This is a genomic window from Nocardioides sp. 503, from assembly GCF_004522095.1.
Lineage (GTDB): Bacteria > Actinomycetota > Actinomycetes > Propionibacteriales > Nocardioidaceae > Nocardioides.
In genome coordinates, this window is sequence record NZ_SPUI01000009.1 from 60,830 (window position 1) to 73,686 (window position 12,857).

The window sequence follows — 12,857 nt, forward strand, 5'->3', positions numbered from 1 at the left end:
CCGCCCGTACGTGCCCCGCGTGACCGCGCCATGAGCACGACCACCCTGGTCTTCGACGTCCTCGGCACCCTGCTCGACGAGGACGCCGGCCGGCTCGCTGCCGCCCGAGAGGTCGTCGGCGACGGGGCCGAGGGCTTCGTGGCCCGCTGGGAGGAGCTCTCGCAGGAGGCCACGCGCGCGATGCGGGAGGGACGACGTCCCTACGCCGTCGCCGAGACGGTCAGCGCCGAGGCGGTCCTCGCCGTGGCGGCCGAGCGGGGCGAGCGGCTGACCGAGGCCGAGGTCGACCGCCTGGCCGGGGCCGGTCGCCACCTGGAGCCGTTCCCCGAGGTGGTCGACACGCTCGACCGGCTCGCGGGCTCGTACGCGCTCGTGGCCCTCACCAACGCCGGCACCGCGCAGGCCCACGCGATGTCGCGGTCCGCCGGGCTGCGCTGGACCACCCTGGTGTCGGGGGAGACCGTCGGCGCCTACAAGCCCGATGCCCGGATGTACGAGCACGTCGTCCGCACCCTCCAGCTGGACGTGGGGGAGTGCGTCTTCGTCGCGGCGCACCCCTGGGACCTCGACGCCGCGGCGCGGCACGGCTTCCGGACGGCCTACGTCGACCGCTCGCACAGCACGGCCGCGGAGATGGCGGCGTTCGCGCGGCGCTTCGACCACGTCGCGGGCGACCTCGCGGCCCTCGCGACGCTGCTGCCCTAGCGTCGTTCCGTCGGCGCGCCTCGGCGGACCGCTGAGAAAGCGCGGCGATGGTGGTCTCACCAGGAAGCGACCGCGGATCCGCCGCGGCCTCGACCCGAGGAGTCTGCGATGAGCGCGTTCTTCCCCTGCCTGTGGTTCGACGGCGTCGCCGAGGAGGCGGCCACCTTCTACGCGGGCCTGCTGCCGGACAGCCACGTCGACAAGGTCTGGCGCTCACCGGCCGAGACTCCCTCCGGTCCCGCCGGCATGGTGCTCACCGTCGACTTCACCATCGCCGGTCAACGCGTCCAGGGGCTGAACGGCGGTCCTGGCTTCGTGTTCAACGAGGCGGTGTCCTTCGTCATCGACTGCGCCGACCAGGACGAGGTAGACCGCCTGTGGGAGGCGCTCACGGCCGACGGCGGCGAGCCCGGCCCGTGCGGGTGGCTCAAGGACCGCTTCGGCGTGTCCTGGCAGATCACGCCGCACCGGCTCGAGGAGCTGCTCGACGACCCCGACCCCGAGCGCGCCCGCCGGGCCATGGAGGCCATGCTCACGATGGGCAAGCTCGACGTCGCGGCGCTGGAACGGGCGGCCGACGGCGCCTGACGGTCTGCCCCGGGTCGGGGGCCGGACATCAGCGCCCGGCCGCCGGCGCCGGCGCCCGCGCCGGGAGGGCGAGGGAGAGGGCGACTGCCAGACCGGAGAGGCCGGTGGCCCACCAGAACGCGGCGTGGAACCCGCTGATGACGCCACCCGCGTCGGTGACGCTGTGGGCGAGGATCATGGCGAGGACCGCGATGCCCAGGGAGCCCCCGAGCTGCTGGGCGACGCGGGTGAGGATGCTGGCGTCGGGCATCTCGTGGCGCTGCAGCCCGACGTAGGCGCCGGTCATGAGGGGGATGACGACGGCGCCGAGGCCGAAGCCGCGCACGACCAGGGTGGCCATGAGCCACCACGTGCTGGTGTGCTCGTCGGCGAACGCGAACGGGATCGTGCCGAGGGTGATGACCGCGAAGCCGGCCAGGGCCACCCAGCGGCCGCCGATCGAGTCGGTGAGCCTGCCTGCGAGGCTGCGGGAGGCGAGCGCGCCGATGCCTTGGGGGACCAGGAGCAGCCCGGCGTGCAGGGCGTCCTCCCCGCGGACCTGCTGCCAGTACAGCGGCAGGAGGAGCATCGCGCCGTACAGCGCGACGCCGGTCAGCAGGAGCAGGGCCGAGGACGTCGCCACCGAGCGGTGGCGCAGCAGCCTGACGTCGATCAACGCCCGCTCGCCGCGGTGCAGGGCCCAGGCCACGAAGCCGCCCAGCAGCACCAGACCGGCGAGCATCGGCACCAGGACGCGGGAGGCTCCGAAGCCGCCGGCCTCGCCGACCTGGGTCAACCCGTAGATCACGCCGACCACTCCGGGCGTGACCAGCAGTGCGCCGACGTGGTCGAGGGGGACGCGCCGTCCGGGTTCGTCGGCCGGGAAGAGCCGGAGGGCGAGGACCAGCCCGACCAGGCCGAGCGGGAGGTTGACCAGGAACAGCCAGCGCCACGACAGCGAGTCCAGGATGATGCCGCCCAGCACCGGTCCCAGGATCGGCCCCAGTGCCGCCGGCAGGCTCACCATGGCCATCAGCCTCCCGAGGCTGCGACCCCCGGCGGCCTGCATCAGGACCGTGGTCATCAGCGGCATCATCACCCCGCCGCCGGCGCCCTGGAGGGCTCGGAAGGCGATCAGGCTGGGGGCGTCCCAGGCCAGGGCGCACAGGACCGATCCCACGGTGAAGGTCGTGAGGGCGAGCAGCCACAGGCGCTTGCTGCCGAGCCGTCCCTGGGCCCAGCCGGTGAGCGGGATGGTCACGAACATCGCCAGCAGGTAGACCGAGCCGATCCACTGGATGGTGGAGACCGGTGCGTCCAGCGACCGGCCGAGGCTCTCGATCCCGACGCTGACGATGGTGGTGTCGAGGATGACCGCGACCGCGCCGACGATGATCGCCAGCACGAGCCGCCTCAGCTGGGGGTCCAGGGACGCGTCGCTCGCCGCGGCAGGGGCGGTTGGAAGGGGACGGCTCATGGCGCTGCTCTCTTTAGATACAGGAATGTGTCTTCGAGAGACTAGGGACCTGCGATAAGATACGCAAGTGAATCTTGAAGACGGCTCGGCACGTCGGCGTCGCGGCGCCGTCCTGGAGGCCGCCCTCCTGGAGGCGGCCTGGCAGGAGCTGTGCGACGTCGGGTACGGCGCCCTGACCATCGACGCGGTCGCGCAGCGGGCGCAGACCAGTCGACCGGTGATCTACCGACGGTGGGCGACCAAGGCGGAGCTGGTCCGCGCCGCCGTCGAGCACGCGCTGCGTCGCGAGGAGGCCGAGGTGCCCGACACGGGGTCCCTGCGCGGCGACCTGGTGGCGACGATGCGTCTGGCGAACGGACGCACCGTCACCTCCGCGGCCATGCTCACCTACTACCTCGGCTCCTACTTCCAGGAGACCGGCACCAGCCCCACCGTCCTGCGGACCGTGATCCTGGGGGACGGGCCGACCGCGATCGACGTGATCCTCGACCGCGCGGTCGAGCGCGGCGAGATCCCTCGGGGCCGCCTCACGCCACGCCTGCGGTCGCTGGCCTTCGACCTCTATCGCCACGAGGCGCTGATGACGCTGGCCCCCGTGCCCGATGCGGTGATCGAGGAGATCCTCGACGAGGTGTTCCTGCCGTTGGTGACGACCGGCGGGGAGGCGTGACGCCCCAGCATCCCGCTACTGCTCCCGCCGCTCCTGGAGCCGCTGCTGCGCGGCGTCGAGGTACGTCAGGCACGGCGCCTGGCTGTCGGGGTGCCGCTCGACGAGGTGGAAGGTCCACCGGTCCATGGCGGCCATGAACCCGTTGTCCTCGCCTGGCCGGTACGCCGACCACGCGATGTGGCCGCGCACGGTGCACTCGGTGCAGCTGATCTTGTAGACGAACTGGTCCTGCCCGTCGACCTCGATCCGGACCTTCGCCAGCGGGCCGGCCTCGGTCGCGGCCTTGCGCTCGCGGGCCGATCGGCTCGCCACCATGTCGTACCCCTGTCCTCGGTCCGCGCAGCCTACCGAGGCTGCTCCGGGGTCAGCGGCAGGCGTCGGCGGCTCACGAACCGGCGGGGCGTGCCGTCGACGGGATCGACGAAGGCGAGCTCCGCCGCGAGCAGCTGCAGCGGCCGCGTGAAGTCGTCGACCGAGGTCTCCCGCACGACCGGGTAGAGCGGGTCGCCGACGATCGGGACGCCGAGGCCGTGCAGGTGCAGCCTCAGCTGGTGGGTGCGGCCGGTGCGCGGCGTGAGGCGGTAGACGGCGAGGTCGCCGTCGCGCGACTCCAGCTCGACCAGCGTCTCCGCGTTGACCGGGGCGCCCGGCACGACCTCGGCCCGCCACTCGCCGCGCGTCTTGCGGACGTGGTCACGCACGGTCGTCGGCAGGGTCAGGTCGGCGCGCCAGGGCGCGAGCGCGCGATAGGTCTTGCGCACGGTGCCGTGCTCGAACATCACCTGGTACGGGCCGCGCCACCGCCGCTCGGTGGCCAGCAGCAGCACCCCGGAGGTGATCCGGTCCAGGCGGTGCAGCGGCGACAGCTCGGGCAGCCCGAGCTCGTCGCGCAGCCGGACCACGACGCTCTGCCGGACGTGCTGGCCGCGCGGGATGGTCGAGAGGAAGGCCGGCTTGTCGACGACCACGATGCGCTCGTCGCGGTGGAGCACGTCCAGGGTGCCCGGCACCACCGCCTCCTCGCGCAGGTCGCGGTGGAACCACACGAACGTGTGCGGCCGGTAGGGGTCGCCGTCGCGCACGGCGCGCGCGTCGTCGTACACGAAGCGCTCGCCGGCGAGCATCCCGGCCACGTCGGTGCGGCCGTCGAGCCGGTGTCGCAGCCAGTCGCCCATCGTCGCCCACGGCGCGGGGCGGCCGTCGCGCTCCCGGTCCGGGGTCCGCAGCCAGGCGGCGCCGAGGCCGTGGCGTGGCGGCAGCGGGGATCGGGGAGGCACCAGCCGAGGCTAGACGCAGCCGCGCGACGGGTACGTTCGGAGGCACCACCGACGTGAGGACCCGAACGTGATCGAGCTGACCAAGGGCCAGGAGCTGGCGCTGACCACCGACGACGGGCGGCCGCGCACCCGCCTGCACGTGGGCCTGGGCTGGGACAAGATCCCGACCGCCGGCGCCATGGGCACCGGCGCCCCCGACGTCGACCTGGACGCCTCGGCGGTGCAGTTCGCCGGTGGGCAGCTCTTCGACCTGGCGTTCTACAACAACCTGCGGACCCGCGACGGCTCCGTGGTCCACCTCGGCGACAACACGACCGGCTCGGGGGAGGGCGACGACGAGGTCATCACCGTCGACCTCGAGCGCGTGCACGGACCGGTCGACACGATCATCCTGCTCGTCAGCAGCTACCAGGGCCACAGCCTCACCTGGATCGACCGCGCCTACGTGCGCCTCGTCGACGAGCACGAGGAGGAGTTCGCGCGGTTCCGCATCACCGCCGGCGTACCCGAGACCGGCCTGGTGATGGCCAAGCTGGTCCGCGACGGCGCGGGGTGGACGCTCGTCGCACTCGGCGAGGGCATCGCGGTCAAGGTGCCCAGCGAGTCCGTGGGGGCGCTGCAGCCGTACCTCTCGCGGTGACGTTTCCCCAAGGTATGCAGGGAAGGTGTCACTTCCCTCGGTGTGCAACCCCCGGGAAGTGACAGCTCAGGTGCATACCTTGGGGAAACGCCCGCGGGGCACCAGCTCACAAATGCAACGAACCCCCGGCCAACGGCGGGGGGTTCAGTGCAACTGCCGAGCGGTGCGCTCAGGCGTTGGGGCGCTTGCCGTGGTTGGCGGCCTTCTTCTTGCGCGCGCGGCGCTTGCGTCCGGTCTTGCCCATGGTTCCTCCTCGAATCGGGTCGCGACCCGCTGAGGGCCAAGGGTCAGTTTCCCAGACTTCAACCCGCAGGAGAAATCCGGCTCAGGAACTTGGCGGCGTCGACCACGACGCGGGTCACCTCTCCGGTGGCCACGACCTTGCCCGGGACGCCCGCGTCGACGTGGCGGGCGGCGACGGTGAAGCGGTGCAGGCGGCCGTCGACGTACGACGCCGAGGCGCTCACCTCGACCACCTGGCCCACCGGGCTGGCGCCCGTGTGCTCGAGCGCCACGCGGGTGCCGACGCTCGTGGAGCCGTCGGGCAGCGTGGGGTCGACGGCCGCGCAGGTGGCGGCCTCCAGCCAGGCCAGCAGGCGTGGGGTGCCGAGCACGGGCAGGCTGCCGGAGCCGACCGCCTGCGCGGTGTCCGCCTCGGTCACGGTGAAGGTCAGGCTGGCGTCCACTCAGGGCTCCTCGGTGGTCAGCGGCAGGCGGAAGCAGAGCAGCTGGACGCCCGGCTCGGGCTCCCAGTCGCGCTCCGGCACCCGTGCGAAGCCGGCGCGCTCGTAGAGCCGGTGGGCGGCGTGCATGTCCTCCAGGCTGCCGAGCACGACCGCCCGTGCGCCGTCGGCCCGGAAGCGCTCGACGGTCAGCTCGAGCAGCGCCCGCCCGACACCACGGCCGTGAGCGGTCGGGTCGACGGCCAGCATCCGGAACTCACCCTCGCCCGGCTCGGCCCGTTGCGCCCACGGCGACCCCTCGGGACAGATGGTGACCGAGCCCAGGACCCTGCCGTCCTCCTCGGCCACCCACACCTCGGCGTCGCGGTCGCGGGAGGCCGTGTCGGCCAGTCGCAGCGCGTAGCCCGAGCGCGGTCCCGCCTCGCCCAGGAACGGCACGTACGCCGCCACGGTGGCCCGTCCGATCGCCTCGTAGTCGCCGGGCGTGGCTCGTCGCAGCCGCATCAGATCCCGAAGGTCGCGCGCGGGTAGGCGGCGTCGACGTCGGTGATGATGTTGACGAGGTAGGGCACGTCCGCGGCGAAGGCGCGGTCGAGGGCCGCCCCGATCTGGCGCGGGTCGGTGACCGTCTCGCCGCCACCGCCGAGCGCCTTCACGACCTCGTCGTAGGCCGTCCGGGGCGCGAGGTCGGCGACCACGTCGTAGCCGTAGAGCATCTGCATCGGGCCCTTCTCCAGGCCCCAGGCGGAGTTGTTGCCCATGACCATGACGACGGGGAGGCGGTGGCGCACCAGGGTGTCGACGTCCATCAGCGAGAAGCCGGCCGCGCCGTCGCCGAGCAGCAGCACCACCTGGGAGGAGGGGCGCGCCAGCCGGGCCGCGATCGCCGCGCCCAGCCCGGCGCCGAGGCAGCCGTAGGGGCCGGGGTCGAGCCAGCCGCCGGGGCGCTGGGGCTCGACGAACTTGCCGGCGAAGCTCACGAAGTCGCCACCGTCGCCGATGACGACCGCGTCCTCGGCGAGGCGCGGCACGAGCTCGCCGTAGATGCGCGCGGGGTGGATCGGGTCGGCCTCGGCGGTCAGAAGCTCCCGGTCGCGGGCGGTCGCGGCCTTGGCGGTGTCCTGCAGGCTCGTGACCCAGGCGCTCCAGTCGGGCTTGCTGCCGCGCTCGAGGCCGGCCTGGAGGCCGTCGAAGACCGCGGTGAGGTCGCCGGACACCGAGGCGGCGAGGGTGGCGTGACCGGAGACCTGGCCGGGGGAGTCGGCGACGTGGACCACCTGGGCGGGCTCGGCCCCGTCCTTGCCGCCGAAGATGCCGTAGCCGAGGCGGAAGTCGAGCGGGGTGCCGACGACGACCACCAGGTCCGCTCCTCCCAGCGCCTGACCGCGCGCCTTGGTGGCGAGCAGCGGGTGCCCTCCGGGGATGATCCCGCGGCCCATGCCGTTGGTGATGACCGGGACGCCGACGTCCTGGACGAAGCGCAGCGCCGCCTCCTCGGCCCGGTCGGCCCACACGTCGGTGCCGAGGATCAGCACGGGACGGGAGGCGCCGGCGAGCAGCCCGGCGATCCTGGCGACCGCGTCGCCGTCGGGCTCGGCGCCGCGCGTGGAGGAGCGGCTGGGTGCCGGCCCGGACGAGGCGGCGAAGAACTCGTCCATCGGCACGTCCACGAACACCGGCCCGCGGTGCGAGGACCCGGCCGTGGCGAACGCGGTGTCCATCCCGCCGAGGATGTCGCCGGCGGTGTGCAGCGTCGTCGCCAGCTTGGAGACCGACGCGACGATCGGCGGCTGGTCCAGCTCCTGCAGGCTGCCGCTGCCCCAGCGGTTGGCGGGGGCGCGGCCGCCGACGACGACCATCGGGGACCCGGCGAACTGGGCCTGGGCGATGGCGCTGACCCCGTTGGTCACACCGGGCCCGGCCGTCAGCACGGCCAGGCCGGGCACGCGGGTCAGCTTGCCGGTGGCCTCGGCCGCGAACGCCGCGGTCTGCTCGTGGCGCACGTCGAGCAGCCGCATCGGCGGATCGGCCTTCACGGCGCCGTCGTACATCGGGAAGACGTGCGCCCCCGACAGGGTGAACATGGTCTCCACGCCGTAGGCGCGGGCGACGGCGACGGCGAGCTCGCCGGAGTGCCCCTCGATCGTGCCCGGGGTGGTGCCGTCCGTGGTCTGCTCCTGGGTCATGCCCGCAGGCTACTCAGGCGCGAGCAGGACCTGGTTGGTGGACCGCAGCGCGTCGACCAGGAGCAGCATCAGGTCCGCGCGCACGGCGGGAGGTCGCGGGCCCAGCGCCAGCTGGAGGTAGAGCGCGCGCAGGAAGGCCTCGGCGTCGCCGCTGCGCACGTAGGGGTCGCGGTCGGGCAGCCGCTGGTGGGCCGCGGTGGCGGTGACCGCCTCCACCCAGGGCTCGACCAGGTCCCACGGCACGCGGTTGCGGCGCAGGACGCTCATGGCGGCGAGCGCGAGCCGGTCCGGCTCGCCGGAGGTGAGCAGCCCGTCGGCGGGTGCGGCGAGCCGCTCGGCGATCACGTCGAGCACGACCACCAGCTCGGCCGCCCCCACGTGAGGGGAGCGGGCCAGGGTGCCGAGGGCGTCGGCGCCGTGAGCGACGGCGTGGGCCCACCCCTTGCCCGGCACGAAGCCGCGCAGGTCGCGCTCCTGCAGGATCCAGGTCGCGATCCGGTCGCCCCAGTCGAGCACCTTGCCACCCGGGACCAGCGGGCGCTCGTTGTCGCGCGCGATGCACTCGCCGAGCACCAGGACCGAGAAGCTGCGCCGGAAGACCGTGTCGGTGTCGCGCTCGCCGAGGCCGACGCGCAGTCCGGCCGCCATGCCGTCGCCGAGCCCGCGCAACAGGTCGTCGTAGACGCCGCGCTCGACCCACGTGGCCAGGGCGGGCAACGCGAGGCCGTCGCGCAGGTCCGGGTCCGCGTCGCCCAGGAGGCGGGTCAGCTCGGCGGTGAGGTCGGCCAGCGGGCGGTCGGTGGGGACGGCGAAGTCGTCCTCGTGGACCTGCCTCCAGTACGCCGCCGACATGCGACCCATAGTGCCAAAGCGGGGCCGCTCCGTCGCCCCGGGGTCTCACCCCTGTGGCGGCCCGATCCACGCTCTAGGGTGGGCCGGGTGCCGTCCCTGACCGAGCTCGTGCGCAGCCACACCGACCTCGACGAGGCCGACGTCGCGTGGCTGATGCTGCTCCAGGCCGACTGGCAGATCATCGCCGACCTCTCCTTCGCCGACCTGGTGCTGTGGCTGCCCGACCAGGCCGGCAACGGCTTCTGGGCCGGGGCCCAGATGCGCCCCACGACCGGCCCCACGGCGTACGTCGACGACATCGTCGGGACCTTCGTGCCGGCCGGGCGCCGGGCCATGCTCGACGAGGCGTGGACCCGCGGCCGGCTGGTTCGCGAGGGGGACCCCGAGTGGCGCGACGACGTGCCGGTGCGGGTGGAGACCATCCCGGTGCGGCGCCAGGACCGGGTCATCGCGGTGATCGCGCGCAACACCAACCTGCTCGGGGTCCGCACGCCCAGCCGGCTGGAGCTGTCCTACCTGCAGACCGCGGCCGACCTGACCCAGATGATCGCGGCCGGGCACTTCCCCTCGGCCGGCCAGCGCAGCGACCACGCCGACTCCCCGCGCGTGGGCGACGGCTTCCTGCGCGTCGACGCGGCGGGTCGGGTCGTCTACGCCAGCCCCAACGCGCTGTCGGTCTACCGGCGGCTCGGGCTGTCCGGCGACCTCGCAGGCCTCGCGCTGCCGGACCTCACCCGCGAGCTGGTGCCGCCCCGGCGGCGACCCGACGAGGAGACGCTGAGCGCGGTGCTGGGCGGTCGCGCCCACCGCGACACCGAGATCGGCACCGAGGCGGTCTCGCTGATCGTGCGCTCGATCCCGCTGCGCCCGCACGGTGAGCACATCGGCGGGCTGATCCTGGTGCGGGACGTGACCGACCTGCGCCGCCGCGACCGCGAGCTGGTCACCAAGGACGCCACCATCCGCGAGATCCACCACCGCGTGAAGAACAACCTGCAGACCGTGGCCGCGCTGCTGCGGCTCCAGGCCCGCCGGATCGACTCCGACGAGGCCAAGCTGGCGCTGGAGGAGGCCGTGCGGAGGGTGGGGTCGATCGCGATCGTCCACGAGACCCTGAGCCAGGCGGTCGAGGAGAACGTCGAGTTCGACGAGATCGCGGACCGGCTGGGGGCGATGGTGGCCGAGGTCGGCTCGCAGGGGGGTCGGGTGCGGGTGCGCCGGGAGGGGACGTTCGGGGTGCTGGCCTCGGAGTCGGCCACCGCGCTGGCGATGGTGCTGACCGAGGTCCTGCAGAACGCCGTGGAGCACGGCTACGACGCCGACGACCTCGAGCTGAGCGGCACGATCACCGTCACCGTCCGGCGCCTGGTGGGCCGCCTGCACGTGACGGTGGACGACGACGGGCGCGGGCTGCCCGAGGGCTTCGACCTCGACGGCTCCTCGAGCCTGGGGCTCTCGATCGTGCGCACGCTCGTGGAGTCGGAGCTGGGCGGTCAGCTGTCGCTGGGCAGGCTCCCGCAGGGTGCCGGCACGCGGGCCGAGATCGACCTACCGGCCGACTGAGGAGACGAGACGCTCAGGCGGTGCGCACGCGCGAGCGCGCGTTGCGGCGCTTGAGCGCGCGCCGCTCGTCTTCGCTGAGTCCACCCCAGACACCGTGGTCCTGGCCCGCCTCGATGGCCCAGGCGAGGCACTGCTCGCGCACGTCGCATCGACGGCACACCTGCTTGGCCTCCTCTATCTGGAGGATGGCCGGACCGGTGTTGCCGATCGGGAAGAACAGCTCCGGATCCTCGTCGAGGCACGCGGAACGGTGACGCCAATCCATGGGGTGGTGGATCTCTCTTTCGCATTGAGTGCAGGCAGGGGCTTTCCAGCCTGCGGGCGCGCGTGTTGACGCAAAAGTGAAGGTTTTCACGAGCGCCCCACCAGAGTCGCAACTAAACACGCACGATTCAAGCCTTTCGGGTGGTCTTCTGGGTCACAGGCACTCCTGGTGGCTGCCCCGTACCCTTCGCAGGTGCCCCCCACACCCCTTCCCAACCCCCCGCAGCTCGTCGTCGCGGCCTCGCTCGCCGGGCTGCAGGGCCTCCTGCTGGTCATGCTGGCCGTGCTGGAGATGGCGCACGTCTCCTCCGAACGGGTGTCGGTCGGCGTCACGACCAGCGTGTTCTTCGCGGCGTACGGCGTGGCGCTGACGGGCTGTGCCTGGGCGCTGACCCGCCAGCACTCGTGGGCGCGGGGGCCCGTGCTGCTCACGCAGCTGATCCAGCTCGGGCTGGCGTGGAACCTGCGCGACTACCCCGGGGTGGCGCTCCCGATGGCCGTCGTCGCCGTCGTCGTGGTCGCCGGGATCATCCACCCGGCCACCATGGCGGTCCTCGCCGACGACCCGACGGGGTCCCGGCGCGAGGACTGATGGTCTAGTCCTCCTCCTCCAAGGAGGCCCGCAGCTGGTCGAGGGTGCGGGTGAGCAGGCGCGAGACGTGCATCTGCGAGACGCCGATCTCCTCGGCGATCTGCGACTGCGTCATGTTCTTGAAGAAGCGCAGCAGCAGGATCTTCTTCTCGCGCGGGTCGAGCCGGTCGAGCAGGGGCTTGATCGACTCGCGGATCTCCACGTGCTCCAGGCCGGCGTCGTCGATCCCGATGGCGTCCAGCATCGAGGCGGAGCCGTCGTCGGAGTCGTCGCTCGCGTCGAGGGAGAGGGTGGAGTAGGCGTTGCTGGACTCGATGCCCTCGACGATCTCCTCGACCGTGCAGCCGATGTTCTCGGCGAGCTCGCGCGCCGTGGGGGAGCGACCCAGCGACTGGGTCAGCTCGGCCGAGGCGGCGCCGATCTGCATCCGCAGCTCCTGGAGGCGCCGGGGGACCCGGATCGCCCAGCCCTTGTCGCGGAAGTAGCGCTTGATCTCGCCGATGATCGTGGGCGTGGCGTAGGTCGAGAACTCCACGCCGCGGTCGGAGTCGAAGCGGTCGATCGACTTGATCAGCCCGATCGTGCCCACCTGGACCAGGTCCTCGAACGGCTCGCCGCGGTTGCGGAAGCGGCGGGCGCAGTGCTCCACCAACGGCAGGTGCAGGTGGACGAGGGAGTCGCGAGCCCCCTCGCGGGAGGACTGCGGTGCGGTGTCGTCGTGCAGCTCGAGGAACAGCTCGGCGCTGCGCCGACGGGTCAGCTCGACGCCGGTGGGCGCCTCGCTCTCCGGCGGGACGGGCTCGTCCCGAGGGGTCTGAGGGTCCATGTCAGAGTCCGGGGACCCCGAGCGACGACTGCATCGTCATCGTCACGACGTACCGGCCGCCCTCGGTGGTGGCGGTCGCGCTCGTGGCCAGGGTGGTCAGCACCTGCCAGGCGAAGCTGTCGTAGTCGGGGGCGGGCGAGACGGCCGCGGTGACCCCCACCGAGATCGTGAGCTCGCCCGGCGACAGGTAGAAGCGGCAGATCAGGTCGGTGCCGGCGTCGGCCTCGGGCAGCACCAGCGCCGAGGCCTCGCCGACGGCGATCCGCAGGTCCTCGATGTCGTCGATGGTGAAGTCCAGGCGGGCCGCGAGGCCGGCGGTGGTCGTGCGCAGCACGGAGGCGTAGGCGCTGTCGGCCGGGAGCCGGAGCTCGACGTCGGCCCGGTCGCGCTGGTGGTCGCCCTGCTGGGCCGTGCCCGTCACCGACATGTGTTTCGTCCTTCGTTGAAGCGAGGCAGGTCGTGGAGGACCCTACTGCGGACAGGGCGTGCATCGGCCGAGGCGGCCACCGGGCGTGTACCCGGAGCCTGCCCGTGACAAACGCCGTGTCTCCGAAC

16 protein-coding genes are annotated in these 12,857 nt (G+C 73.0%); 6 read left to right on the forward strand and 10 right to left on the reverse strand.

The annotated features are described in order from the left end of the window. The first annotated feature begins 30 nt into the window (after positions 1-30). Complete coding sequence (locus E4622_RS20290; protein ID WP_134742045.1) at positions 31-705, forward strand: haloacid dehalogenase type II; 675 nt, start codon at positions 31-33, stop codon at positions 703-705. A gap of 108 nt (positions 706-813) precedes the next feature. Next, entirely contained in the window at positions 814-1,293 is a 480-nt protein-coding gene (locus E4622_RS20295) for a VOC family protein (RefSeq protein ID WP_134742046.1), read from the forward strand. A 28-nt stretch (positions 1,294-1,321) separates the two neighbouring features. Here E4622_RS20295 and E4622_RS20300 read toward each other — a convergent pair whose 3' ends face one another. Beyond that, entirely contained in the window at positions 1,322-2,749 is a 1,428-nt protein-coding gene (locus E4622_RS20300; RefSeq protein WP_134742047.1) for an MDR family MFS transporter, read from the reverse strand. Between the two features lie 67 nt (positions 2,750-2,816). Here E4622_RS20300 and E4622_RS20305 point away from each other — a divergent pair, with 67 nt between their 5' ends. Then, complete coding sequence (locus tag E4622_RS20305; protein ID WP_134742048.1) at positions 2,817-3,419, forward strand: TetR/AcrR family transcriptional regulator; 603 nt, start codon at positions 2,817-2,819, stop codon at positions 3,417-3,419. Between the two features lie 15 nt (positions 3,420-3,434). On the opposite strand, the gene E4622_RS20310 is transcribed toward E4622_RS20305, so the two are convergent. Both E4622_RS20310 and E4622_RS20315 read right to left on the reverse strand, forming a co-directional pair. Further along, positions 3,435-3,734 (reverse strand): hypothetical protein, encoded by a 300-nt coding sequence (locus E4622_RS20310; RefSeq protein ID WP_134742049.1) that lies wholly within the window; start codon positions 3,732-3,734, stop codon positions 3,435-3,437. A 29-nt stretch (positions 3,735-3,763) separates the two neighbouring features. Further along, positions 3,764-4,696, reverse strand: a complete 933-nt coding sequence (locus E4622_RS20315; protein WP_134742050.1) for a pseudouridine synthase — start codon at positions 4,694-4,696, stop codon at positions 3,764-3,766. 67 nt (positions 4,697-4,763) lie between these two features. Here E4622_RS20315 and E4622_RS20320 point away from each other — a divergent pair, with 67 nt between their 5' ends. Then, entirely contained in the window at positions 4,764-5,336 is a 573-nt protein-coding gene (locus tag E4622_RS20320; protein ID WP_134742051.1) for a TerD family protein, read from the forward strand. Between the two features lie 302 nt (positions 5,337-5,638). Here the strand turns inward: E4622_RS20320 and E4622_RS20325 are convergent, their stop codons facing one another. Genes E4622_RS20325 through E4622_RS20340 form a run of 4 tightly spaced genes read right to left on the reverse strand, consistent with a single transcriptional unit; the run spans position 5,639 to position 9,057 of the window. Then, on the reverse strand, positions 5,639-6,022 hold the full coding sequence (locus tag E4622_RS20325) for a thioesterase (protein ID WP_134742052.1): 384 nt from the start codon (positions 6,020-6,022) through the stop codon (positions 5,639-5,641). Then, positions 6,023-6,523, reverse strand: a complete 501-nt coding sequence (locus E4622_RS20330) for a GNAT family N-acetyltransferase (protein ID WP_134742053.1) — start codon at positions 6,521-6,523, stop codon at positions 6,023-6,025. Further along, the gene (locus tag E4622_RS20335; RefSeq protein ID WP_134742054.1) at positions 6,523-8,205 is read right to left on the reverse strand and encodes an acetolactate synthase; all 1,683 of its coding nucleotides are present in this window, start codon (positions 8,203-8,205) and stop codon (positions 6,523-6,525) included. The genes E4622_RS20330 and E4622_RS20335 overlap by 1 nt, the downstream gene beginning before the upstream one ends. A 9-nt stretch (positions 8,206-8,214) precedes the next feature. Next, positions 8,215-9,057: a DUF2785 domain-containing protein gene (locus E4622_RS20340; protein ID WP_134742055.1), complete on the reverse strand. Its 843-nt coding sequence runs from the start codon at positions 9,055-9,057 to the stop codon at positions 8,215-8,217. An 87-nt stretch (positions 9,058-9,144) separates the two neighbouring features. On the opposite strand from E4622_RS20340, the gene E4622_RS20345 reads away from it, so the two are divergent. Further along, positions 9,145-10,620: a PAS domain-containing sensor histidine kinase gene (locus tag E4622_RS20345; RefSeq protein WP_134742056.1), complete on the forward strand. Its 1,476-nt coding sequence runs from the start codon at positions 9,145-9,147 to the stop codon at positions 10,618-10,620. Between the two features lie 13 nt (positions 10,621-10,633). Here E4622_RS20345 and E4622_RS20350 read toward each other — a convergent pair whose 3' ends face one another. Continuing rightward, complete coding sequence (locus E4622_RS20350; protein WP_091026397.1) at positions 10,634-10,885, reverse strand: WhiB family transcriptional regulator; 252 nt, start codon at positions 10,883-10,885, stop codon at positions 10,634-10,636. 192 nt (positions 10,886-11,077) lie between these two features. On the opposite strand from E4622_RS20350, the gene E4622_RS20355 reads away from it, so the two are divergent. Beyond that, the gene (locus E4622_RS20355) at positions 11,078-11,476 is read left to right on the forward strand and encodes a hypothetical protein (RefSeq protein ID WP_134742057.1); all 399 of its coding nucleotides are present in this window, start codon (positions 11,078-11,080) and stop codon (positions 11,474-11,476) included. Between the two features lie 4 nt (positions 11,477-11,480). Here the strand turns inward: E4622_RS20355 and E4622_RS20360 are convergent, their stop codons facing one another. Further along, positions 11,481-12,302 (reverse strand): RNA polymerase sigma factor SigF, encoded by an 822-nt coding sequence (locus E4622_RS20360; RefSeq protein WP_134742058.1) that lies wholly within the window; start codon positions 12,300-12,302, stop codon positions 11,481-11,483. Between the two features lies 1 nt (position 12,303). Next, entirely contained in the window at positions 12,304-12,729 is a 426-nt protein-coding gene (locus tag E4622_RS20365) for an anti-sigma factor (protein WP_134742059.1), read from the reverse strand. Positions 12,730-12,857: the final 128 nt, after the last annotated feature.

Bases quoted from the DNA above. Each gene is read 5' to 3' on its own strand.
- E4622_RS20340 (WP_134742055.1), bottom strand. From the start codon at position 9,057: ATGTCGGCGGCGTACTGGAGGCAGGTCCACGAGGACGACTTCGCCGTC.
- E4622_RS20365 (WP_134742059.1), bottom strand. From the start codon at position 12,729: ATGTCGGTGACGGGCACGGCCCAGCAGGGCGACCACCAGCGCGACCGG.
- E4622_RS20360 (WP_134742058.1), bottom strand. From the start codon at position 12,302: ATGGACCCTCAGACCCCTCGGGACGAGCCCGTCCCGCCGGAGAGCGAG.
- E4622_RS20310 (WP_134742049.1), bottom strand. From the start codon at position 3,734: ATGGTGGCGAGCCGATCGGCCCGCGAGCGCAAGGCCGCGACCGAGGCC.
- E4622_RS20350 (WP_091026397.1), bottom strand. From the start codon at position 10,885: ATGGATTGGCGTCACCGTTCCGCGTGCCTCGACGAGGATCCGGAGCTG.
- E4622_RS20295 (WP_134742046.1), top strand. From the start codon at position 814: ATGAGCGCGTTCTTCCCCTGCCTGTGGTTCGACGGCGTCGCCGAGGAG.
- E4622_RS20290 (WP_134742045.1), top strand. From the start codon at position 31: ATGAGCACGACCACCCTGGTCTTCGACGTCCTCGGCACCCTGCTCGAC.
- E4622_RS20300 (WP_134742047.1), bottom strand. From the start codon at position 2,749: ATGAGCCGTCCCCTTCCAACCGCCCCTGCCGCGGCGAGCGACGCGTCC.
- E4622_RS20335 (WP_134742054.1), bottom strand. From the start codon at position 8,205: ATGACCCAGGAGCAGACCACGGACGGCACCACCCCGGGCACGATCGAG.
- E4622_RS20330 (WP_134742053.1), bottom strand. From the start codon at position 6,523: ATGCGGCTGCGACGAGCCACGCCCGGCGACTACGAGGCGATCGGACGG.